The sequence below is a fragment of the Sorangium sp. So ce1153 genome (genome assembly GCF_051521595.1).
Taxonomy (GTDB): domain Bacteria; phylum Myxococcota_A; class Polyangia; order Polyangiales; family Polyangiaceae; genus Sorangium.
Map to the genome: position 1 here is coordinate 2,291,162 of NZ_CP150361.1, position 22,612 is coordinate 2,313,773.

Here is a 22,612-nt window from a genome sequence, read left to right on the forward strand (position 1 = left end):
GATGGTCGGGCTGCGCGCCGTGGGGCCCCCATCGTCGACCAGACCCGCAGCTGGTCTTCAAGGCCGCTTCTACGGCGAGCAAGCCGTCGGGCTGGAGAGCGTGGCCCCCGCGTGCGCTTGCACCAGCTCCTTCACTTCGGAGGCCGGCACCATGAACGACCTGTATTCGTACGGAGGGTCGAAGGCGTCGCCGCTGCCCTCTTGATTTCCGGAGCAGCCCTCGAACAGGTTGCCCGTCGCCTCTTGCACGGAGCCCTCTCCCGCCTGCTTGCCCAGGTCGATCGGCTGGCTCTGGTCGATGAAATGGTTGTTCTCGGTCAGCACGCTGCACTTGAAGCCGTTCGTCACGCCGAGCTTCGAAGGTCCTGCCGATGTGTTCGCAGTGTAGAGGTTGTTGACGACGTGGATCCTGCCGTACCGGCAGCGGGGCTGGCGTTCTGAGACCCCTGTCCACCAGTTGAACATGAAGGTGATGTTGAGCTTGCCCTCGCTCGCGGGCTCGTTGTCCGAGGATGCAATCAGGTTCGACAGGTTGTGACTACCGCTTTTGCTGTAGCCGAAGATGCTCCACGTGAACGTCACGTTGTCGGCCCCCTTGACGACGTCGGCGTTGCCATCCTGCCCGTCCCAGAACTCGGCGTGGTCGACCCAGATGTTCTTGGAGTTGCCCTCGATGTTGATGTTGTCCCAGGCCTGGTCGCCGTTGGAGCCCGGCCCACGGACGACGATGTTGCGCAGGATGACGTTGCTCGCGTCCTTGATATGGATGGCCGCCTTGAGCTGCGTGCCCGCGCGGAGGCCGACGATGGTTTTGTTCGACTTGATCTCCAGTCGATCCCCGGAGGTCCCCGACCAACCACCGCCCAGCGCGCCGTCGATGTGAATCACCCGCGCCTCACCATCCTTGGCGTACTCCAGGAGATCGGCGAAGTTGTTGACGACGATGGGCTCGGCGTCGCCTCCGCCCGTGACATCGAAGGCGCCACCACCGCGACCTGAGCGCGTGGCCCAGCCGACGGGCTTGCACTGGTCCGCGCCCGCACCACCATCGCCGCCCCCTGAACCGCCGGAGCCGACCGAGCCACCCGACCCGCCCGACGCCTCCGAGCCACCCGACCCGCCGGAGCCGCCCGAGCCGCCCGACACGCCCGAGGCCCCCGAGCCGCTCATCATGTTGCCACCCGACCCGCCCGAGCCGCTCGCGGTCGAGCCCGAGACACCCACGCTCACCTGGCTGCCACCGCTTCCGCTGCTACCGCCGGTGGTCGAGCTCGTGCCGCCCGCTTCGCTCGACTCGCTCCCGTCATTGCTACTGCACGAGACTGCTGCAGTAAAGACCCCGCCAAACAACCCCAAGAGAATCATCTTCCTGTTCATGAGGACCTCCGATATCGGTCATGTAATCATGCAATCTCTGAACCATCGATGATATCCCTCTTCCATATACGACATATCCATGGTGCTCCGGACTGCGTGAACTGCTCTCATCTACACTGTCAACCGCGAGTTGACGTCCATGTTCGAGCGCGTGAGACCCGACCCAGGTTGGCGGGTGGGTGGCGGTTGCCTGGCGGTGCGGGACGGTCTGCCGCCTCGGTGACGTAGCGATGCGTCGGCCCGACAGGGCCCACAGGAGAGGTCCATGCCGAAAGCGCCGAAGAAGACAGCCCCTCCTTTGGCCACATCATCTGGAGCCGAGGAGGTCCAGGACGAGGTCTCGGGCGACTCTATCGCGAACGAAGTGCGCGCAAGGGCATGCTGAGGGCTTCCCGCTCATGGCGATGCGCCTCTCAGGTTGCGCTTCGCGCCTGCCACCTGTCACAAATCGCCGGGACGCCCCCGAACCGCGATCTGCGTCGAGTCCTGGAACACCGCGCTCGGCCTTTGCGACCAAGGGGCGCCGCGGGGCCCGCTCCTCGCGCTCCTCTCGATGACCTGGAGCTGGGTCACGCGAGGATGGGGTCTACAGAACGGAGGCCTCTCCACCGCGGAGATGGGTGGCCCCCATCTTCTGCTGGACGCACGTGGTAATGGTCAATTTTGACCAACCGGCCCGCCGCCGTCTTGACGATCGGCCCGATGACTGAGCGGGGCCATCGGCACGGCCTCCTCCCGTCCGCCTCCACGTCTCGGCGTTGCGCCTCCACGCCCCCACCACACGCGCCGCGCTGCCCGTCAGCGCTCGCGACCGTCGGCGCGTAAGACCCGCTAAACAGGCTGCAATCGTGCCTGCGGGCTGTGACACCCCATGTCCCATTCACACGGAAACACCGGGAAACATAGGCTTTCTGTGCTACATTGCAGGGCACTTAGCAAAGCGCCCTACTCCCGGCTGGTCCCCGGAAGCAGGGCTGCGAAACACCGGACGGTGGCCCGTCCAGCGCACATCGCACGTGCAGCATGGGCCGAGGTCCGGGGAGAGGCAAGGCCCTGCATGGCACACGTGCTACCGATGGCGAAGCGCGTCGAGGTCGTGTCGCATCTGGTCGAAGGGGCGGGTATCCGCCCCACGTCGAGGCTCACCGAGGTGTGCAAGCCGGCGATCTTGGCGCTGCTCCTCCGTGTCGGAGAAGGCTGCGAACGGCTCCACAACCGGCTCGTGCGCGACGTCGACTGCCGCGCGGTGCAGGTCGACGAGATTTGGAGCTACGTGCAGAAGAAGCAGGCGCGCGTGCAGCCGGGCGACTCGCCCGAGGTCGGCGAGGCGTACGTGTTCGTCGGCATGGCGAGCGCGTCGAAGCTGGTCATCAGCTACCGCGTGGGGAAGCGTGACGAGGAGAACACCTCCGCCTTCGTCAAGGATCTCCGCGCCCGGCTGGTGACCGTGCCGCAGCTCTACAGCGACGGCTGGCAGCCCTACGTCGCCGCGGTGGGCGCGTCGTTCGCGGGCGGCGTCGACTACGCCCAGGTCATCAAGAACTACTCGCGGAAGGCGCGCCGCGACGACGATCACCGCTACGAGCCCCCGCGCGACCCGTTCATCACGAAGACGCCCGTCTTCGGCGTGCCCGACATGAAGCGCGCCAGCACGAGCTACGTCGAGCGGCAGAACCTGACGATCCGCATGCACATCCGCCGCTTCACCCGGCTCTGCAACGGCTTCAGCAAGCGCCTCCCGCACCACAAGGCGGCCGTCGCGCTGCACATGGCGTTCTACAACTTCTGCCGCCCGCACGAGGCGCTGCGCGTGACGCCCGCCATGGAGGCCGGGCTGACCGACCACGTGTGGAGCATCGAGGAGCTCGTCGCCCTGGCGCTCTCCGAGGCGCCCGCGGAGCCGCCGAAGCCGAAGGCGCTCAAGCTGCCTGAGCCGCCCGCGGGAGCGCCTTCGGCGCCCGCCAGGGCCCTGCCGAACGGCCGGGGCTTCCTCCGGTTGGTTGGGTCCGCTCCGGCTGCGCCCGGGGCGCCCACAGAGCCGGAGCCGCCGCCCGTCCCGAAGCCGAGGCGGGGGCAGCTCTCGCTGTTCGGTGACCTGGACGACTAGCTACGCCGATAGCGGCGCGGTCGCTCTACGCGACGCAGGCTCGGATCCATGGGCGGAGGCAAGCCCGGACCGAAGATGGGCAGAACGAGCTGCCTCATCGCCCGGTGCAGCTTCACGCGCGGCGGTTCGTCCGAAGTGTCGAACGAGAGCTTGAAGAGAAGAAGATGACCAGTTGAAGTCTGCGAATGGACAGACTTTATGTGACGCCGAGGGGCCATGATTGCTCCGCTGGCAAAAAGCGGATCAAGCCCCTTGACGTCTATACCTAGCTTAGTCTAGATACAGATTCGCACGCGATGGGGCCTAATCCATCGTGACGACGCTTCGGTGTCGGGACAAAGCCAGCTGGGCAGCCACCCGCTGGCTTTGTCTTTTTCCTCTACGTGGGCGACGTCAGTTGCCGGATGCACCCGGCACACGCGTCGCTCCGACCGTCAAGCGATCGCGACACGGCCGGCGCCGCCTAGGGCATCATGCCCTATCTAGTTTTGAGCAGCAATGCTCACTTGTTAGTTTCTGCTAACAACACACATTGTGCTATAGTTTCGAGCACTTAGCGCCTGGGCTTGCTCATCGGCGCCACCGCCGAAGCTTCAGCGCCAGCGCTTCGCGGGCGATCCTGAGCCGGCTCGCCGCTGTGCCGGGGTGCATGCCGCAGGACCGCGCGTGCGCGACGAGCGACTCCGGAAGGTCCACGGCGAGCAGGATCTCCCGCTGCCAGTGCGGCAGGTCCGCGAGCGCCTCCAGCGTTTCGCGCGCCTGGAGCTGTGCCTCAAGGCTCGGGCCGGCCGGCTCGCGCAGCAGGCCGAGCGGCTCCGCGTGAAGCACGGCGCGGCGCGTCCACGCGCTGTCGAAGTAGTGCGCGGCCTGCCGCCAGGCGATGCCGTGCAGCCACTTCCGGAGCGCGTCGCGCGGCTTGTCCCTCGGGTCGGGCCGGTACTTGCCTCGCTTCACGGAGCGCCACGCGCCGAGGAGCACCTGCTGCTCGACGTCGGCGCGGTCGCGCTTCGGGATGCCCGCGAGCGTGGCGAGCACGATCCCGCGTTCGGCCAGGATCGCCTCCATCGTCGGCTTCTTCCGGGGATGTCGTGCGGCAGGCGGGCGGCGAGCCCCCTTCCGCGGCTTGCTCACCCAGACCTCCCGCACGTGGGGCAGCGGTCCGCCGCGGTGAGACCGCCGAGGAGCTGCTCGACGGTGACGCCGGCCGCCTTCGCGGCGCGCTGCGCGGTCCCGGGCGAGCCGCTGTCGCGGCCGTAGGCGATGCCTTTGAGGCTGTCGACCGCCATGCCCATGACCTCGGCGAGGCATGACCAGGAGCCGTACGCCTTGCGAAGGTTGCGCAGCGCCGCCCGGAGGCGCTTGCGCTGCACGGGGGTGAGGGAGAGGCAGGGACGGCGGCGTGGGGGCACACGTTCGCCTTGCCCGCCATCGGGCGGGATCAGGTACAACTGCATCGTCGGACCTCGTTCGTGCGGGGTTCGGCCACGCAGCCCGGGGTGTTGCACCACCCGCGGGCTGCACTTCCTGGCGGCCGAACCTACGCGGCGAGATCCCTAGTCGCCACGGTCATCAGGCAACGTTGACCACTGCGGGCCAAAACTGACCATTACCACGCACGTCCACCGGGAGACGGGTGCCACCCATCTTTTCGTGCAGGCACGTCCATCGCGGAGATGGGTGCCACCCATCTTTTCGTGGAGGCACGTCCACCGGGAGACGGGTGCTACCCATCTCCCGCATGGACGAGCCACCTCACCCGGATGGGTTCACGGCGTCGCGCCCGCCCCGGACCGGGGCGCCGGGACGGCTTCGGGCTTCCTGGCGGGGGCTCTTCGACGGGATCTCGCGAGGTCGTCGACCCTCTCGACGTGGGACGCCAGCAGGAACGCGGCCGGCGCCTCCCGCCGCCCCCGCCGCGAGCGCCTCCTTGCCCGCGCGCCCCAGCCTCCGGATCGCCGCCTCCCGCCGCAGCGCCTCCCCCTTGTCGGCCGCTGCCTCCACATGGACCAGCGCGAGCGGCCCCCTGCCGCGCGTGTACCGCGCCCCGCGCCCCGCCGCGTGCTGCGCGAGGCGCGCCTCCACGTCGCGGGCGATGCCCGTGTAGAGCGACCCGTCGCCGCAGCGCAGGATGTACACGTGCCAGGCCGCGGTCACTCCTTCGGCCCCTCGTTGTAGCCGCGCGGCCGGTACTTCGGGTCCACGCCGCCGTGCTTCGCGCCGTTGTCGAGCGTGTCGACGGCGAGGTACGCGAGCCACGTCCCCGGGTGCTCCTCCGCGAGCTGCCTGAGCTCCGCCTCGTGCGCCGCGAGCCGCTGCTCGTCGTGCAGGCACTGCAGCGTCAGCGCGATCAGGCTGAGCTCGTTCGGGCCGAGCTCCATCCCGCGCTTGTAGTGCGGGAAGGCCTCCTCCGCGCGGTGCATGCGGCAGAGCGTGTCGCCCGTGTACACGTGGGCCATCGGCCAGCTCGGGGCGAGCTCCACGGCGATCTGGCTCTCGGCGAGCCGGGTCGGGAGGTCGCCCCGGGCGCCCTTCATCACCGAGTAGTTGAGGTGCGCCTTGGCGCTGTTCGGGACCGCCTTCTTCGTCGCCGCCCAGAACTCGAGGTCGTTCCGGTAGTCCATCGCGTGCCGGTAGGCCTGCGCGCACTGGAAGCCGAAGAAGAGCGTGAACAGCGCCGGCGTCACCCAGGCCCGCCACGACCAGCGCCGGCGCGGCGCCAGGGTCGAGCCCGCGAGCGCCTCGTGCAGCCACGAGAAGGCGACGGCGAGGACCAGCGACGAGCCGATGGCCGGGAAGTACCAGAAGCGCTCCGCGCGCACCGTCGGCAGCACGACGGGGATGTTCGAGTGCGGGAAGTAGCTCACCACGACCCAGGTCAGCCCGATCGCCGCGATGCACAGCCCCGCGTAGCCCTGGCGCAGCGGCACCCAGACGCTCCGGTCCGCGGTCGCCGGGCAGGGCAGGGGGCGCGTGCCCTCGACGAGCATCCCGAGGCCGAGGAGCAGCGCGGGCAGGAACGGCAGCGGCCAGAGCACGAGCGGCAGCGCCCGGAGCATCGCCATGCGCCCCGCCGGCCGGAGCGTGTGCCAGTCGTACGCCGCGAGCCCCACCGCCGCCGCCGCGAGCAGCGCCCCCGCGATGAGCAGCGGCCACCTCCGCGACGTCGCCTGCCCGCCGTCGACGAGGAACGCGGCGCGCACCGAGCGCCGCTCGCGCCGCTCGAGGTGCTCGCGGCGGAGCGCCGCGATCCAGAGCGCGAGCGAGCCGAGCGGGGGCAGCGCCATCATCGCCGCGCCGGCGACGCTCTCGAAGAAGACGACCCGGTCGGGCGCCGGCTCCTGCGGGTACGAGTAGTCGCCGCTGAGCGTCCACGGGAACACGACCTGCGTGAGGCCTCGCCAGTAGACGCGCAGCGCGCCCGCGATCCGGTGCGGCGTGTCCGCGCCGCTCAGCGGGTTGTTGAGCGGATCCCGCGGCAGGGGCGCCTGGTGGAACCAGACGAGCGCGTCGTGCAGCGCGCGCTTCACGAGCGGCGCGCCTTCCGGGAGCGGCGCCGTGAGCTCGGCCGGCATCGGGGCCGGGAACCAGCGCCGCCGGAGCTCCACGTAGAGCACGAACGCCGCCCCCGCGGCGAGCAGCGCGAGCAGCGCCCGGACGAGCCGCGCCGGGCGCGTCGGGTGCGTGAGCGGCGCCGCGATGAGCGCGGCGAACGGGATGAGCGGCACGCAGACGAGGGCGCTCTCCTTGGAGAAGAGGCCGAGGAGCACGGCCGTGAAGACGCCGAACGGCATCGCCCACGCGGGCAGCACCAGGGCGGCGAGGGCAGCGATCGCCCCCATGCCCCCGAGCACGTCGGCGATGCCCACGATGCCGCTCACCGCCTCGGTCAGCACCGCGCAGCCGACGAAGATGAGCCCGACGAGGTAGGCGAGCCCGCGCTTGCGCGTGAGCCAGAACGTGATGCAGGTGAGCAGCGCGCCGTTCGCCGCGTGGAAGAGGACGTTGTAGAAGTGGTGGAAGAACGGCTGCCGGGTGACGGCCCAGATCGTGCGCCAGAGGAAGTTCGGCAGCGGGCGGTAGGAGCCGACGCTCCGGTCGGGCGGCAGCCCCCAGAAATCGCGGTGGATGGCGTCGATGAAGCGGAGCCCGCCCTTCGCGTTCACGTACGGGTTGGCGAGGAGCGCCTCCTGCTCGTCGAAGATGTAGTTGGTCGACGGCGTGCGCGTGAAGAGGATGATGGCGAGCAGCGCGAGCGGCGCGACGGCCGACAGGAAGGTCGGGTCGAGCGCGAGGAAGTAGCCGCGCACGCGCAGCGCGGCCCTGCCGAGGGCGGTCGTGGGGACGGGCGGCCCGGGCGGCTGCGCGGTGGACGACGGCGGCGGCGGCGGCGCGGACGACCGCGGCGGCGCGGACAGCGGCCCCGCCATGGGCTCGACGAGGGCGCCGGGGGCGGGCTCAGGCGCGGCGTGCTCGCCGGCGCGGTACGGGGGCGGAGAGGTCACGACGGGCCCCTTCAGCCTTTGGTCTCTGGAGCAGCGCCCGGCGCGCCCTCCGGCTCGGGGCGCTCCGGCTCGGGGCCCTCTGGATCGGGGATCGACCAGATGTCGCCCCAGAGCGGCTGGCCCCCGTCGACGCCGTGGACGGCGCCGGTGATGAAGTCGTTCTGGTCGCTCGCGAGGAAGACGATGAGCCGCGAGACCTCCTCCGGTGTCCCGAGGCGCTTCAGCGGGGTGGCGCGCCGCGCGAGCTCGAGCAGCTCGTCGCCGTACTGCGACGTCCCGCTCGACCGGATGTTGCCTGGCGCGACGGCGTTGACGCGGATGCCGAGCGCCGCCCACTCGACGGCGAGCGAGCGGGTCAGGTTCTCGACGCCGGCGCGCGCGGCGCCCGTGTGCGCCATGCCCGGGAAGCCGCGGCTGACCGACGCGGTGACGTTCACGACGCGGCCGCGCCGCGCCGGGATCATCGCCCGCCGCGCGACCTCGCGGGTCATGAAGAAGGTGCCGTTCAGGTTGTTGCGGACGACCGCCTCCCAGCCCTTCGTGCTCATGTCCATGGCCGGGCTCGGGAACTGGCCGCCGGCGTTGTTCACGAGGACGTCGATGCGGCCGAAGCGCTCGAGCGCCTGGCCGACGAAGGCGGCGATCTGCTCCGGCTCGCGGATATCGCAGGGGGCGGCGAGCACGCGGTCGCCGGGGATGCCGTCGGCCTCGAGCGTCCTCGCCGCGGCCTCGAGCTTGTCGGGCTTGCGGCCGCAGAGCGCGACCTTCGCGCCGAGGTGAGCGAGCTCGCGGGCGCACGCGAGGCCGATCCCGCTGCCCCCGCCGGTGACGACCGCGACCTGATTTTCGAACAGTCCTCGGGCGAAGATCGAGCGCACCTGGGTCACGCCCCGCGTTTACAACGGGTCAGGAGGCGGCGCCACAAGCTGGCGATCCGCGAGGCGCCCGGCGCCCGAGGCAGAACGGTGGTGCCGTCGGGGCACTGGCCTGCTGGCCCACCTGGCAGCGTCTTTCACCTGAAGCTCCGGGCGGCCCTGGGATCACGCTGGGGCCGACTCCCGCGCAGGATGCGCGGACATCCAGGGGACGAGCCGCCCGCCGGGGCGAGGATCGAGCCCTGCACTTTTACATGACGGTCGTCGAGCGACGCGCCGCGCTCCGCCAGCCCGGGAGAGCTGGCGGAGCGCCCGGCCCCGGGGCTCCACGCGCTCCTGCGGGCGAGAGGTGGAGAGTCCGGTCGGGGCGTGCGCTGTCAGAACTTGTTCATCAGCCGCGACACGACGCCGTGGTGGAGCAGCTCGGGCAGCGCCCGCTTCGCCCGCCAGAACCAGCGTCCGTCGCGGTGCGGCACCGCGTAGAGGCGGCCGGCGTCGACCGCCTCGATCGCGCGCCGCGCCACGTAGTCGGCCTGGAGCCCCTTGCGCCCCATCAGCTTCTCCGCGCGCGCCTTCGTCTTCGCGTCGAAGTTGCGGCCGCTCTCGACGATCATCGTCTTGAAGAAGGTCGGGCAGAGGACGGTGACGCCGACGCCGTGCGGGGCGAGCTCGAGCCGCAGCGTCTCGGAGAGGGCGACGACGCCGGCCTTGGTCACGCAGTAGGAGGCGGCGCCGGGCACCGCGAGGAAGCCGGCGGCGGACGCGACGTTCAGGAAGTGCCCGCTCCGCTGCTCCTTGAAGCGCGGCGTGAACGCGTGGCAGCCGTGGATGACGCCCCAGAGGTTGACGCCCATGATCCACGACCAGTCCTCGAGCGAGAGCTCGCCGACCTTGCCGGAGGCGGAGACGCCCGCGTTGTTCACGACGAGATCGACGCCGCCGAGCGCGCGATCGGCCTCGCCCACGAGCGCGGCGACGTCGTCGCTCCGGCTCACGTCGCAGCGGACCGTGTGCGCCTCGCCCCCGGCGTCGGCGACGAGGCGCGCGGTCTCCCGGGAACCCTCGTCGTTGAGGTCGGCGAGGAGCAGCTTCGCGTGACGGCCGGCGAGCTCGATGGCGAGCGCGCGGCCCAGGCCCGAGGCGGCGCCGGTGATGACGGCGCGAGGGTGCTTGGGGAGGCTCATGGAGTGGCGCATACCACGGGGGCTCGCCGCAGGGAGCGTCGCCGTGCCGCGCCGCAGAAGGGCGCCGCGGCGGGCGGCGCCCCCAACGCGCTCACGGCCGGAGCCGGAGCACGTTCCAGCGCACGCGGCGCGCGGGGCCGCCCTTCACGGTGAGCGTGACGTCCTCGAGCACGAGCTCCGAGCTTGCGGCGAGCTTCGCGGTCGCGCGGAGGCGCTCCACGTCGCCCTCGCTCGTCGCGAGGAAGCACGACGCGCACGCATCGATGGTGGACGCGCTCGCCGTCTCTAGCGCGCCTGGGTTGCCCTGCTCCGCCCCCCGCGACGCCTCGAGCGTGGTGCCGTCGGCGAGCGTCAGGCTCGCGCGCCCGCCTGGCGGGAGCGCCACCATGACGTCGAGCCGGTCGCTCACCTGCTCGAGCGTCACCACCGACGGGTCGGTCGCGGGCGCCAGCGTGTCGATGCTCGGGTCGAGCAGCGGGAGGATCTGCTCCGAGACGAGCAGCAGCGGCAGCTTCTCGAGCGGCGCCGGGATCGCCTGCTCGCGGCCGCCCGCATAGACCGTGAGATCGTCGAGATCGATATACTGCGCGCCGGGCGGCAGCCACGCCTTCTTCGAGGTCTCGCCGCGCCGCACCACCGGCGCCACGTAGAGGGCCGGGCCCAGGTAGTACGCGTCATCGACGGACCACGCCGCCGGGTCGCGCGGGTGCAGCAGGAACGGGTGCATCGAGAGCGGTCGCCCGCTGTTCGCCGCCTCCTGGGCCAGCGTCATGAAATACGGGAGGAGGCGCGTGTGCAGGCGGGCGTACTTCGCATAGACGTCCTGCGTCTCCTGGTCGTTCCAGAGCTTCCATTTCGTCTTCTTCGTGATCGGGTTGGAGCACGCGTCCTGTTCCATCATGATCGGCGACACGGCGCCGAACTCGACCCACCGGAGGAAGACCTCCTTGTCGTTGGGAGCGCTGGTGATGCACTTGAATCCGGTCATGTCGCTGCCCCAGTAGGGCACACCCGACATGGACAGGTTGAGCCCGCCGCGCACCGCCGACGGGAGCCCCTGGGTCTCGTCGAAGGTCGCCTCGGCGTCGCCGCCCCAGACCGCGGGCACGAGCGCCTGGGTCCCGCGGTAGCCCGAGCGCACGAAGAAGAGGTAATCGCCGGGGCGCTCCTCCTCCAGGAGCTCGTGCGCCGCGCGCGCCGAGAGGACCGGGAACTCGTTATGGACCTCGTCGCCGCGGCGGCCGTCGTGGAACACCGCGTCATGCGCCGTGTACTCGCCGAAATCGTGCATCCAGCCGTCGTAGCCGAGGTCGAGCGTGCGGCGCAAAAGGTCCTTGTACCAGGCCACCGCGTCGGGGTTCGTGAGATCGATCGCCGCCACCGTGAGGGGCTTGCCGGAGATGAAGGAGGTGAGCGAGGGCTCGCCGTCTGGACCCTTCACGAGGAAGCCCTGGTCCTTTGCGTAGGTGTAGTCGGCCTCGGCGCTCGGCGCGTTCTGGGCGATGTAGGGGTTGTTGTAGGCCATGACCTTGTAGCCGGCGGCGTGCAGGCCGCTCGTCCACTGCGCGACCTCGGGTTCGATGCCGAGGTGCGAGAGCGCCGGGAGGAAATGGAGGGCGTCGTCGATCCCGGTGATCGGGATCTTGCGCTGGCGCATGAGGAGGTGCTCGTCGACCCCGTCGATCATCGATCCTCGGTTGACGCGCCGTCGCGGGCCGAACACCCACGGGGCGGGCACGGGGGGGCGCCCGGTGTCCTCGGTGTAATCGGCGATCGCCGCGAGCGGCTCGGATCGCACGTAGATGGTGGTCGCGAACGAAGGCGCGTTGACCGCCATCTTCCACGTGTCGCTGGCCTCGCTGCCGAGGTGGACCTCGCTCCGGAAGGTGGTATCGAGATATACGCCGTAGCCCTGGTTCGAGAGGAAGAACGGGACAGGGAAATAGGTCATCGAGGGGCCGTTCGGATACGGATTGCCCGGATCTGCGGGCGTGTCTTCGCCCTGGCCGAGGCCGCCCTCCTCGGCCCATGCGTAGAGCGACTGGCCCCGGTGATCGACGGTCGCGAAGCGCTCGCCCAGGCCGTAGAAGTGCTCGTCCTGGCGGAGCGCGAACGAGAGGCTCGTCTTGTTCAGCGCGCTCGGCTCCGTCTGGCCCTCGGCCTCGCGGGCGTCGAGCGCGAGGCGGACGCGCGGGCCCTTCAGCGATATGTCGAGCGTCAGGAAGAGCCCATCGCGGGCGAGCTCGAGCGTGGCGCCGTCGCTCCGCTCCGCGCGGACCGTCGCATGGGCGGCGCGCCGCCAGGGGCCTTCGATGGGCGTGTATTCGTCCCAGCCGGGCAGGAAGCCCGCGTGGTGGGTGGCCTCGTCGATCGTGGCCGCGGGGCCGCCGTAGGCGCCGTCTCCGGCCCCCTTCGCGGTCGCGAGCACGATGTTGCCCTCGGCGTCGAGGATACGCAGCGCGAAGGGCGCGGTGTTGATCTCGACCGCGGCGTCTGGGGACTCGAACCGGAGCAGCCTGTCCTCGGGCCCCGGAGGCGACGTGGAGCTGCACGCGGGCAGGAGCAGGGTGATGAGGGTGAGGGGCGGAGCGAGGGGCGAGCGCATAGGAGATGCCACGATACCAGAGGCCAGCGCGGTCGCGCACGCGCCGACTCGAAGGCGTGATGACACGAGCGCCGGCCCCGACGCCCGGTGTACGCCCGTACTGCCCGGAAGAAAGGTCTCTCGAGAGGGCCCGCTCTCACGTACCTGTTCTCCGGCCTGTTCTCCGGAAGATGAGGTGATATCATGAGTTGGATCACATCGCGTTCCAGCGACGTCTTCATCCCCGCGGGCGCCCTCGTTTCGTTCATGAGCCCCCCGGAGCGCGCTGCGAGCAGGAGCCCGCCACGGCACCTCCCTCGCGCCTCGACGACAAAACAAGGCGCCAAGCACGCCAGAGGAAGACCGTGCTCCCTCGGCGTACTTGACGCCTCGTCGACTCGACCGATGGATTGCGTCAGGCGCTGCCGCGCGTGCCGCCCTGGCCGGCGCGCCCGCTGCCGCTCAGCCGCTGGCCGAGGAGCTGCTTCGCGCGCTCCGCGAGCCGCAGCTCCTCCTGCCGCACCTCGCTGAAGAAGGATGCGAGCTCTTGATCGCCCCCCTTCTGCGCGTCGTGAACGTACTGTGCATAGGTCTCCGCGCCCTGGAGAGCATGGTAGAGCACGCTGACCAGGTTGTAGTCCTTGTCGGGGACAACGCTGCTCTCACTGCGGCCTTCCTGTAGACCGGAGCCCTGCTGTCCCTGAGTGCCCGCTCCCTGCTTCTGCTCGTTTGCCATTTCGAACCTCCTCGATTTTCCCGGCGTCGCCGGCCAATGCAAGTGGGAGGCCGCACAGCGAACTCGCCTCTGATATATCGAGAACTCAGCACGACCTGCGCTGTCGCTCCACGCCGCGTGTTGCGTTTCGCCACAGCAGGCGGACGCTCGGGCAGGATCGCACCACTCCGAGGGGTCGCGCTCGATGCAGCCCGCGCCGGTGCACCCCAACAGGCCTGTTCAGCTCGCTTGGCGCTCCCTCGACGGCGTTGTCGCTGGCCCTCGCCGCCCTGGTAGGGGTGCGCGGAGGGCGTTCGCCTGGCCTGGACCGTCGAGGCGTTATCGCCGTCCGTCGCCGACCGCTGGATGGGCCGAGCACCCCGCGGAGTCGCTCTCGTGGGACTGGGGCGAGGGCACGGTGATGCTCTCGCTGGTCGATCTCTACCGCGTCACGCAGCACGCCCCCTACCGCGACTACACCCGCCGCTACCGCTCCGCGACGACATCTCGTACGGCGTCGGGGCGGTCATCGGTCATCATGGCGCTCGTCGAGACGTCGGGGCGGTAGCGCTGCATTCTTCTGGTCCTCCGGTCGCGCCGCCGGCGCACCCGTGCGGCGCGGTTGCTTCGCTGCCGCGCTTCGCCTACGCCTCGGCTCGTCCGCAGGCTGCCGCGGCGCGCCATCCCTGACAAATTCCCTGGCGACACGAGGGACGCGCCCTGAAAGTTCCAGGCGCGTCCGGCGAACCGAGAGCGGACGCACCCCGGCCGCCGTCCTGGAAAGCGCCCCGGCCACCCGCCCAGAACCCCCATGGCTCCACTCGTGAAGCTCGACGCGATCACCAAGACCTACTGGATGGGCGAGGTGGAAGTGCAGGCGCTCCGCGGGGTCTCCCTCGAGCTCTCCCGGGGCGAGATGGTCGCGATCATGGGCGCCTCCGGGTCGGGCAAGTCGACGACCCTCAACGTCATCGGCACGCTCGATCGCCCTACCGCCGGCCGGTACCTCCTCGACGACGAGCCGGTCGAGGAGCTCGACGAGGTCGAGCTCGCGCGGCTCCGCAACCGGAAGATCGGGTTCGTCTTCCAGTCGTTCAACCTCCTGCCGCGCGACAGCGCCCTCGCGAACGTGGAGCTGCCCATGGTCTACGCCGGCGTCCGCCCGGCCGAGCGCCGGGAGCGCGCCGCGCGCGCCCTCGCGCGCGTCGGGCTCGACGATCGGGCGCACCACCTGCCGAACCAGCTGTCCGGCGGCCAGCAGCAGCGCGTCGCCATCGCCCGCGCCATCGTCAACGAGCCGCCGCTCCTCCTCGCGGACGAGCCGACCGGCGCGCTCGACTCCGCCACCACGCAGCAGGTCATGGAGCTCTTCTGCGCGCTGCACGCGCAGGGCATGACGGTCATCGTCGTCACGCACGACCCTTCCATCGCCAACTACGCCACCCGCGTGATCACCTTCCGCGACGGCGCCATCGTGGAGGACACCGGCCCCCGCGGGCGGCGCGTCGCCGTCCCGGCCTCGCAGCCCGGGCCGGCCTCGCAGCCCGGACCGGCCTCGCCGCCCGCAACCGCCTCGGAGCCCGCGCCGACGTCGCCGCCCGCACCGTCCCCGCCGCCCGGCCCGGCGCAGCCTGGAGGTGCCTCGTGAGCGCCCGCCGCCGCCGGCGCCTCTGGCCATGGCTCGTCGGCGCGCTGGCGCTCGCCGGGGCCGGCGCCGCCGCCGTCGCGATGACCCGCGGCGGCCCCCCGCCCATCGACCCCGCGCTCGTCGTGACCGCCAAGCGCGGCGACCTCGCCGTCGAGATCCTCGAGACGGGGCGCATCGAGGCCCGCGAGCAGGTCGAGCTGAAATCCAAGGTCGCGGGCCAGGTCGCCGAGGTGCTCGCCGACGAGGGCGCCCGGGTCGCCAAGGACCAGCTCCTGCTCGTGCTCGACCCGACCGACTACGAGCGCGAGGTCGCCCGCGCCGAGGCCGAGCTCGCCCAGGCCCGGGCCGCCGCGAGCTACGCCAGGCGCGTCGTCGATCGGCGGTCCGCCGGCGTGGAGGCCAGCGTCATCGCCTCCGAGGAGCTCGACCTCGCGAAGCACGACCTCGCCGCGAAGACCATCGCGATCCGGCTCGCCGAGGTCTCGCTCAACGCCGCGAAGGACCGGCTCCGGTACACGAAGGTCCTCTCGCCGCTCGACGGCACCGTGATCCAGCGCAACATCGAGCCCGGCGAGGTCGTGACGCCGGGCGTGGAGTCGACCTTCGAGGGCAAGGCGCTGCTCACCGTCGCCGACCTCTCGACGCTCATCGTGAAGGTCGACCTCAACCAGATCGACGTGGCCAAGGTGCAGCTCGGCCAGCCGGCGACGCTCACGCTCGACGCCCTGCCCGGCAAGACGTACACGGCCAAGGTCACCAAGATCGCGCCCGCCTCGGTGAAGCCCGCCGATCGCCAGGTCGACGTCTTCCCCGTCGAGGCCGAGCTCTCCCAGGCCGACGACCTCATCAAGCCCGGGATGACCGCCGACGTGCGCATCCGGCTCGACAGCAAGCCGGGCGTCGTCTCCCTGCCGATCGAGGCCGTCTCCGAGGAGGGCGGCAAGCCGACGGTCACGCGCGTCGTCGACGGGCCGGACGGCAAGCAGACGACCGAGAAGGTCGAGGTAGCCCTCGGCGCGCGCAACGACCGCGAGGTCGAGATCCAGAGCGGCGTCCCGGAGGGGGCCCGGGTGCTCATCAACCCGCCCTCGGCGGCCGCGAACGAGACCAAGATGTGAGGTGGGCCGTCTACCTCGCGATCGCCGCGAAGGCCCTCTCGGCGCACAAGCTGCGGTCGCTGCTCACCGTCCTCAGTATCACCCTCGGCGCCTTCGCCATCGTGCTCATGACCTCGCTCGCCGAGGGCGGCCTGCTCACCCTGAGCCGCGGCATCGAGGAGCTCGGCGGGGCGCGGCTCATCCTCGTCGCGCCGAAGGAGCCGGAGCGCGCCGAGCGCAAGAAGACGATGTACGTCACCGGCTTCACCCGCAAGGACCGCGACCGGCTCGCGCGCGGCATCCCGCACGTCGTCGAGCACTCCATGTACGCCATGCTCGGCTCGCGCGACGTGACCACCGACGAGGGCAAGGAGGACCGCTCCGACCTCGTCGCGGCCGACAGCGGCTTCCTCGACGCCTTCCGGATGCGCGTCGGCCGCGGCCGCGCGTTCTCCGACGACGAGGACCGCCGCCGCGCCCGGGTCTGCGTCGCCGGCCCCAAGCTCGCCGCGCGGCTCTGGCGCGGCGACCCGATCGGCCGCTGGGTCACGGTCGGGGCCCTGCGCTGCCGCGTCATCGGCGTGCTCGCCGAGAGCGATCGCCTCGGCGTCAACTTCGGCTTCAGCTGGGACGACCTCGTCGTCGCGCCCATCGACACGGCGGCGGACGTCGAGCCGACCGTGACCACCTCGGCGCTCCTCGTCATCAAGACCGACGACGCCCGCAACAACGACCCGGTGAAGCGCATCCTCAACGCGCTCCTCGTCGAGCGCCACCACGGCGTCGACGACTTCACCCTCCTCGACTTCAGCAGCATCATGCAGAAGTTCGACGCGATGTTCGCCACGATGAAGGCGATCGTCGGCCTCATCGCGGGCATCGCGCTGCTCATCGGCGGCGTGGGCGTGATGAACATGATGCTCGTCAGCGTGTCCGAGCGCGTGCGCGAGATCGGCATCCGCAAGGCGCTCGGGGCGGCGCCGCGCGACATCAGCGCGCAGTTCCTCTGCGAGGCGGCGCTGCTCTCCGGCTTCGGCGGCCTGCTCGGCGTCCTCGGCGGCGCGGCCGTCGCCGAGCTCGCCTCGGCGGTCATCCGCCGCTTCACCCCGGGCTGGGTCGGCGCCGTCTCGGTGTCGGCCGTCGTCGCGGCGCTCGTCGTCTCCTCCGGCGTGGGCGTCGTCTTCGGGTGGCTGCCGGCCCGGCGCGCGGGCCGGCTCGACCCCGTGGCGGCGATGCGGCGATGAGGCTCGCCGACCTCCTCCACTCCACGCGCGCCGTCGTGGCCGACCGGACCCGCGCCGCGCTCACGCTGCTCGGCATCATCATCGGCACCGGCTCGATCGTGCTCCTGGCCTCGCTCCTCGCGGGCGGCGAGGAGGCGCTGCTCCGCGCGAGCCAGCAGGCCGTGGAGGCCGATCTCATCCAGATCCACCCCGCCGAGGTGAGCGTCAAGGACCGGCGCCGCACCCGCCGCGACCTCTCGCGCGCCGACGCCCGGGCGCTCGACGCCTCGCGCGCCCTCGGCGGGGCCTCGGCCCTGAGCGAGTCGGTGCGCGACACAGAGGCCCGCGCCGGCGACAAGAAGAAGCGGATCACGCTGGTGAGCGCGGCGCCGGCGGCGCCCTCGCTCTACGACCTCGAGCTCGCGGCGGGCCGGTTCCTCACCGACGAGGACCTCGCGTCGCGGCGGCGCGTCGGCGTCGTCGGCCACGAGGTCTGGGCCGATCTCTTCGGCGGCCCCCCCGAGCGGGCCGCGGAGGGGGAGGCGCTCCACATGACGGCCGACGGGCACCTGTGGACGATCGTCGGCGTGCTGAAGGACCGGCCCATCCTGGGCTCCACGGACAGCACGAACATCTGGAACCGCAAGGTGCTCGTCCCGGAGACGACCTACGACGCGCTGTTCTCGCCGACGCACAAGACGGACCGCATCTACGTGCGGCAGGAGCCCATCCTTGCGGTCCGCTCGCCGCTCGCGGCGCTGCGCGGGATCATCGACGCGACGCTCCAGCGGCGCCACCACGGGGTGAAGAACTTCCGGATCGAGGACAAGGACAGCCACGGCCAGGAGCAGCTCGTCCTCGACATCATCAAGATGCTGCTGCTCAGCACCGGCGTCGTCGCGCTGATCGTGGGGGGCATCAACATCATGAACATCATGCTGGTGACCGTGACCGAGCGGACGCGGGAGATCGGCGTCCGCCGCGCGGTCGGCGCCTCGCCGCGCGCGATCCTGCTGCAGTTCCTCTGCGAGGCGGCGGCCGTCTCGCTGCTCGGGGGCGTGCTCGGCGTGCTCTCGGGCGTGGGCCTCTCCTGGGCTGCCGGCGCGGTGCTCGAGCGGATGGTCGGCCGCTGGGCGTTCCAGGTGGAGGTCTGGTCGATCGTCCTGGGGCTCGGCCTCTCGGTCACGATCGGCGTGCTGTTCGGCTTCTACCCGGCGTGGCGTGCCGCGCGGCTCGACCCGATCGAGGCGCTCCGCACGGAGTAGCGCGGCTCCCGGGCGGGGCGCCTCGCCGCCGGGCGCCCGTCACGTCGCGGCTCGCCGCCCGGGGCCCCCGTCACGTCGCGGCTCGCCGGGGGCCCGTCACGTCGCGGGGGCGGCCTCGGGCGCGCCGGGCTTTTCCGTGCTCTCCTCGTCCTCTCGCTTCGCGTGCGGGAAGCGGTCCATGCGGCTGAGCACGGGGAAGCCGAGGGCCCACAGCGCCGCGACGACGACGGTGGCGCTGCCGCCGATGAAGATGGCGCGGAGCAGGCCGAACCAGCCGGCGGTGAGGCCGGACTCGAACTCTCCGAGCTCGTTGGACGCGCCGATGAACACCGCGTTGACCGCGCTCACCCGCCCGCGGATGGAGTCCGGCGTCTCGAACTGGACGAGGATGTGGCGGATATAGACGCTCACCATGTCGCCGGCGCCGATGAGGAACAGGGCGGCGAGGGCGACGGCGAAGCTCCGGGTCTGCCCGAGCCCGATGGTGGCGAGCCCGAACACCGCGACGCCGCCGAACATCCACCGGCCGACCTGGCGCGTGATCGGCCGGAAGGCGAGCACGCCGGCGGTGAGCGCGGCGCCCACGGCCGGCGCCGTGCGGAGCATGCCGAGGCCGGTCGGGCCGGCGTGGAGCACGTCGCGCGCGTACGCCGGCAGGAGCGCGACGGCGCCGCCGAACAGCACGGCGAAGAGGTCGAGCGAGATCGCGCCGAGCACCGCGGGCCTGGACCACACGAAGCGCAGCCCTTCCAGCACCGTGTTCCACGACGACGGCTCCGAGCGCCTGGCCTGCTGGGTCGTGCGCGTGAGGCCCATGAGCACGAGCGACGCGAGGAGCAGCGCCGCGACGATCGAGTAGACGATCTTCGTCCCGGCGAGGTAGAGGAGCCCGCCCAGCGTCGGCCCGACGATGACGGCGACATGGAAGCTCGACGAGCTGAGCGCGACCGCCTTGCCGAAGCTCTCCGACGGCACGAGGTTCATCAGGATCGCCTGCTGCGCCGGCATCATGAAGGCGCGGGCGCTGCCGAACAGCACCAGCACCGCGAACACGGGCCACACCACGGTGAGGCCCGAGACGGTGAAGGCGAGCAGCAGCGCGGCGCAGAGCAGCTCGGCGCCGAGGCCGACGGAGATGATGTGGCGCCGGTCGAACCGGTCCGCCACCTGGCCGGCGAAGAGGATCAGGGCGAAGAAGGGCGCGAACTGGGCGAGCCCGATGAGCCCCAGGTCGAACACGTCGCCTGTCAGGGCGTAGACCTGCCAGCCGATCGCGACGCTCTGCATCTGCACCGCGATCGCGGAGAGCAGCCTGGCGGCGAGGTAGAAAGTGAAGCTCCGGTGGCGCAGCACGCCGAGCCCGGTGAGGTTGTTGGAGGACATCTCGACGCCTGCGGCGACCCTGGAGGGGAGCTATGGACTCTCGCTCACGCACGATGAGCGACGGCGCATGTCGCGACCGAGTCCGGGAGTCGCGCCACCGACGTCAGCACGCGTCTTGCTATCGCACTATCGCAACTTATCGCAACCCTCGTGCCACCCCCCGCGCCCGGCGCGCGGCGGCCCCCGGCGCGCCGTACGGCCACGCGCGCCGAGCGCGCCGTCGGCCGTTGTTGCTCCAGCAGCAGCGGTGATGCTCCGCTGCGTCACCACGAGCAGCCGGGGGTAGCGCCGTCCCTCAAATCTCTCATCCCCGTTACCGAGGGGCGGGAGCCCGCACAGGAGACGGGCCCAGATCGGCGTTTTCGGCGCGCAGGCGCACTCCTGTGCGCTGAGCACCGAAAACGTCGAGGTGGGCCCGTATCCGAAGCGGGCGCCCGCCCCTCACCCGCGGATGATCACCCAGACGGTGTCGTCCTGCTGCCGCGCGGCCGGCTTGTAGAAGAGCGAGACGTCGACGTGCCGTGTCTTGTGGGGGAAGTGGAACACGAAGCCGAAGGTCGCGTTGAGCTCGCGCTGCTCGACCCCGAGGAGGAAGCGCCCGTAGAACTTCTTCACCCGGCTGCAGGGTGCAATGTCGGTGAAAAAATTCTTTCCTACTACATCTTGCCGCTTCCGGCGCGCCTGGCGCTCCTCGTACAGGTTGTAGGAGAGCACCACGCCGTCGCGGTCCATCCGGATGATCCCGAAGGGCTGCGCGTCCAGGCCGCTTTCGTCCAGGTTGAATACGCCGATATCGAACTCGAACTCGCTGGTCCTGCACTGCTCCTGCGTGTCCATCAAACGACCTCCAGCCGTGCCTGCCCTCGACGGATGCTCATCATCGTAGAGAACGTCCGTTGGTGTTCCTATCCGGCTTCACCGGAACGTTCTGTCGGGACGGGGTGGGGTCGCTCGATCGAGCCGCCCATGTAGCGGTCTTCCCGGACACGCTGTTCTCGGGCTGACGACATCATCGCGACACAGCGGCGACAGCGAAGCGCGGCCGCGGATGCGAGCCGCCCAGAGGATGAGTCCGTCACTCGAGCCGCGGCGACCCGCGCCGACGCGGCGACCGCGCGAGCGAGCTCTTCAGCCCTGCGCGAGCCGGGCGAGCGCCTCGCCGGTGAGGCGTTGGACGGTCCACTCATCCATGGGCTTGGCGCCGAGCTTCCGGTAGAAGCCGATCGCGGGCTCGTTCCAGTCGAGCACGGACCACTCGAACCGCCCGCAGCCGCGCTCCACCGCGAGCCTCGCCAGGTGCACGAGGAGGGCCTTGCCGTGGCCTTCGCCGCGGTGCTCGGGCAGCACGAAGAGATCTTCGAGGTAGAGCCCGGGCTTGCCGAGGAAGGTGGAGAAGCTCTGGAAGAAGAGCGCGAAGCCGACCGCGGTCCCCTCCGCTTCGGCCAGGACCACCTCGGCCGCGGGCCTCGGGCCGAAGAGGTTCGCCTCGAGCTCCCGCTCGTCGAAGACGACCTCGTGCGCGAGCCGCTCGTACTCGGCGAGCAACCGGATGAGGCGGGCGATGGTGGGGATATCGGCGGCGGTGGCGGGGCGGATCATGGCGTCTCTCCGGCGCTTCATACAGCATCGCGCTTCCGGAGCGGAAGCAGCGAGAGGAGATCACGCCAGCGACGCGCCTGGCGCCTCGGGGGGTCGAGCGCGGGCTCCCCGTGTCCGCGAGGGGATCCGCGCGCTCGAGCTGCCGCGCGCTGACGCGCCACCCGGCGCGGGGTAGTGGCCGGATTTGAACATGAAGGCGGGAAGGCGGGAAGAAAAGATCAATGATCTTCCTGCCTTCCCGCCTTCATGTGAATCACTCCGGGGCAAATTGGGCCACCACCCGGCGCGGAGAGCGCTCGGCGCGGCGCGGCTTGCCGCTGGCCGCGCGCCCGCCCTAGGCTCTCCGCGCCCGCATGACCATGACGACCGCGCCCTCCGCCGCCGGCCCGCGCTGGCTTTACCTCCACGGCTTCGCCTCGGGTCCCGGCTCGACCAAGGGCGTCCAGATCGCCGCGCACCTCGGGGGCCGCGGGGTCGCCGTCGAGCGGCTCGACCTCCGGGTGCCCTCGTTCGAGCGCCTGCGCCTGAGCGCGATGATCGGGGCCGTGAAGCAGGCGATCGGCGGCGAGCGCGACCGGGCGGTGGTGATCGGCTCGAGCCTCGGGGGACTCACCGCGTGCCGCGTCGCCGCGGAGGACGCGCGCGTGTGCGCGCTCGTGCTGCTCGCGCCGGCGTTCCGGATCATGGAGCGGTGGCGGCAGCGCCTCGGCGAGGAGGGATTCCGGGCCTGGGAGCAGCGGGGGTGGCTCGAGGTCGACGACTACGCGGAGAAGCGGCGAGCTCGGGTGGACTTCGGCTTTGCCGCCGACGCGGCCGAGGTGGATGACCGCTCCGGGGGGTGGCCCGACGTGCGGGTACCCACGCTCATCGTCCACGGCCGGCACGACGAGGTGGTGGATATCGAGCTGTCGCGCGCGTTCGCGGCGGCGAAGCGGCATGTCCGGCTCGTCGAGGTGGATGACGGCCACGAGCTCGTGGCCTCGATTCCTCGCATCCTCCGCGAAGCGGACGAGTTCCTGCGCCCGTTCCTCGGGAGCTGACGAGCGCTACGCG

The 22,612-nt window shown here is 71.0% G+C and carries 19 protein-coding genes; 7 read left to right on the top strand and 12 right to left on the bottom strand.

Annotation, left to right across the window (positions count from 1 at the left end):
* Positions 1 to 69: 69 nt before the first annotated feature.
* Entirely contained in the window at positions 70 to 1,377 is a 1,308-nt protein-coding gene (locus tag WME85_RS07855) for a pectate lyase family protein (protein WP_437836658.1), read from the bottom strand.
* A 1,057-nt stretch (positions 1,378 to 2,434) separates the two neighbouring features.
* Here WME85_RS07855 and WME85_RS07860 point away from each other — a divergent pair.
* A complete protein-coding gene (locus WME85_RS07860) occupies positions 2,435 to 3,484 on the top strand; it encodes an IS1 family transposase (protein ID WP_437836659.1) in 1,050 nt (349 codons plus the stop codon).
* 570 nt (positions 3,485 to 4,054) lie between these two features.
* On the opposite strand, the gene WME85_RS07865 is transcribed toward WME85_RS07860, so the two are convergent.
* The 8 genes from WME85_RS07865 to WME85_RS07900 form a co-directional block, all read right to left on the bottom strand.
* A complete protein-coding gene (locus tag WME85_RS07865; protein WP_437836661.1) occupies positions 4,055 to 4,549 on the bottom strand; it encodes an RNA polymerase sigma factor in 495 nt (164 codons plus the stop codon).
* Positions 4,550 to 4,611: 62 nt separating this feature from the next.
* Positions 4,612 to 4,938: a helix-turn-helix domain-containing protein gene (locus WME85_RS07870; RefSeq protein WP_437836663.1), complete on the bottom strand. Its 327-nt coding sequence runs from the start codon at positions 4,936 to 4,938 to the stop codon at positions 4,612 to 4,614.
* Positions 4,939 to 5,236: 298 nt separating this feature from the next.
* A complete protein-coding gene (locus tag WME85_RS07875; protein ID WP_437836665.1) occupies positions 5,237 to 5,638 on the bottom strand; it encodes a GIY-YIG nuclease family protein in 402 nt (133 codons plus the stop codon).
* Positions 5,635 to 7,986, bottom strand: coding sequence for a tetratricopeptide repeat protein (locus WME85_RS07880; RefSeq protein WP_437836667.1), 2,352 nt, complete (start codon positions 7,984 to 7,986; stop codon positions 5,635 to 5,637). The genes WME85_RS07875 and WME85_RS07880 overlap by 4 nt, the downstream gene beginning before the upstream one ends.
* An 11-nt stretch (positions 7,987 to 7,997) precedes the next feature.
* Positions 7,998 to 8,873: an SDR family oxidoreductase gene (locus tag WME85_RS07885; RefSeq protein WP_437836669.1), complete on the bottom strand. Its 876-nt coding sequence runs from the start codon at positions 8,871 to 8,873 to the stop codon at positions 7,998 to 8,000.
* A gap of 365 nt (positions 8,874 to 9,238) precedes the next feature.
* Positions 9,239 to 10,045: an SDR family NAD(P)-dependent oxidoreductase gene (locus WME85_RS07890; RefSeq protein WP_437836671.1), complete on the bottom strand. Its 807-nt coding sequence runs from the start codon at positions 10,043 to 10,045 to the stop codon at positions 9,239 to 9,241.
* 91 nt (positions 10,046 to 10,136) lie between these two features.
* On the bottom strand, positions 10,137 to 12,650 hold the full coding sequence (locus WME85_RS07895) for a TIM-barrel domain-containing protein (RefSeq protein WP_437836673.1): 2,514 nt from the start codon (positions 12,648 to 12,650) through the stop codon (positions 10,137 to 10,139).
* Between the two features lie 394 nt (positions 12,651 to 13,044).
* On the bottom strand, positions 13,045 to 13,365 hold the full coding sequence (locus WME85_RS07900; protein WP_437836675.1) for a hypothetical protein: 321 nt from the start codon (positions 13,363 to 13,365) through the stop codon (positions 13,045 to 13,047).
* 400 nt (positions 13,366 to 13,765) lie between these two features.
* Between WME85_RS07900 and WME85_RS07905 the strand changes: the two genes are divergently transcribed.
* The 5 genes from WME85_RS07905 to WME85_RS07925 all read left to right on the top strand — a co-directional run bounded on the left by WME85_RS07905 (position 13,766) and on the right by WME85_RS07925 (position 18,577).
* A complete protein-coding gene (locus WME85_RS07905; RefSeq protein WP_437836677.1) occupies positions 13,766 to 13,912 on the top strand; it encodes a hypothetical protein in 147 nt (48 codons plus the stop codon).
* 243 nt (positions 13,913 to 14,155) lie between these two features.
* Positions 14,156 to 14,992: an ABC transporter ATP-binding protein gene (locus tag WME85_RS07910; RefSeq protein ID WP_437836678.1), complete on the top strand. Its 837-nt coding sequence runs from the start codon at positions 14,156 to 14,158 to the stop codon at positions 14,990 to 14,992.
* A complete protein-coding gene (locus WME85_RS07915) occupies positions 14,989 to 16,110 on the top strand; it encodes an efflux RND transporter periplasmic adaptor subunit (RefSeq protein ID WP_437836680.1) in 1,122 nt (373 codons plus the stop codon). The genes WME85_RS07910 and WME85_RS07915 overlap by 4 nt, the downstream gene beginning before the upstream one ends.
* A complete protein-coding gene (locus tag WME85_RS07920; protein ID WP_437836682.1) occupies positions 16,107 to 17,333 on the top strand; it encodes an ABC transporter permease in 1,227 nt (408 codons plus the stop codon). Before WME85_RS07915 ends, WME85_RS07920 begins: the two co-directional genes overlap by 4 nt.
* Positions 17,276 to 18,577 carry an ABC transporter permease gene (locus tag WME85_RS07925; protein WP_437836684.1) on the top strand — a complete coding sequence of 434 codons (1,302 nt, stop codon included), beginning with the start codon at positions 17,276 to 17,278 and terminating at the stop codon, positions 18,575 to 18,577. The genes WME85_RS07920 and WME85_RS07925 overlap by 58 nt, the downstream gene beginning before the upstream one ends.
* A gap of 96 nt (positions 18,578 to 18,673) precedes the next feature.
* Here the strand turns inward: WME85_RS07925 and WME85_RS07930 are convergent, their stop codons facing one another.
* The 3 genes from WME85_RS07930 to WME85_RS07940 all read right to left on the bottom strand — a co-directional run bounded on the left by WME85_RS07930 (position 18,674) and on the right by WME85_RS07940 (position 21,580).
* Entirely contained in the window at positions 18,674 to 19,960 is a 1,287-nt protein-coding gene (locus WME85_RS07930) for an MFS transporter (protein ID WP_437836686.1), read from the bottom strand.
* 441 nt (positions 19,961 to 20,401) lie between these two features.
* Complete coding sequence (locus WME85_RS07935) at positions 20,402 to 20,797, bottom strand: PAS domain-containing protein (protein WP_437308497.1); 396 nt, start codon at positions 20,795 to 20,797, stop codon at positions 20,402 to 20,404.
* A 291-nt stretch (positions 20,798 to 21,088) separates the two neighbouring features.
* A complete protein-coding gene (locus WME85_RS07940; protein WP_437836688.1) occupies positions 21,089 to 21,580 on the bottom strand; it encodes an N-acetyltransferase family protein in 492 nt (163 codons plus the stop codon).
* Positions 21,581 to 21,912: 332 nt separating this feature from the next.
* Between WME85_RS07940 and WME85_RS07945 the strand changes: the two genes are divergently transcribed.
* Complete coding sequence (locus tag WME85_RS07945; RefSeq protein WP_437836690.1) at positions 21,913 to 22,599, top strand: YqiA/YcfP family alpha/beta fold hydrolase; 687 nt, start codon at positions 21,913 to 21,915, stop codon at positions 22,597 to 22,599.
* The last annotated feature ends 13 nt before the right edge of the window (positions 22,600 to 22,612 follow it).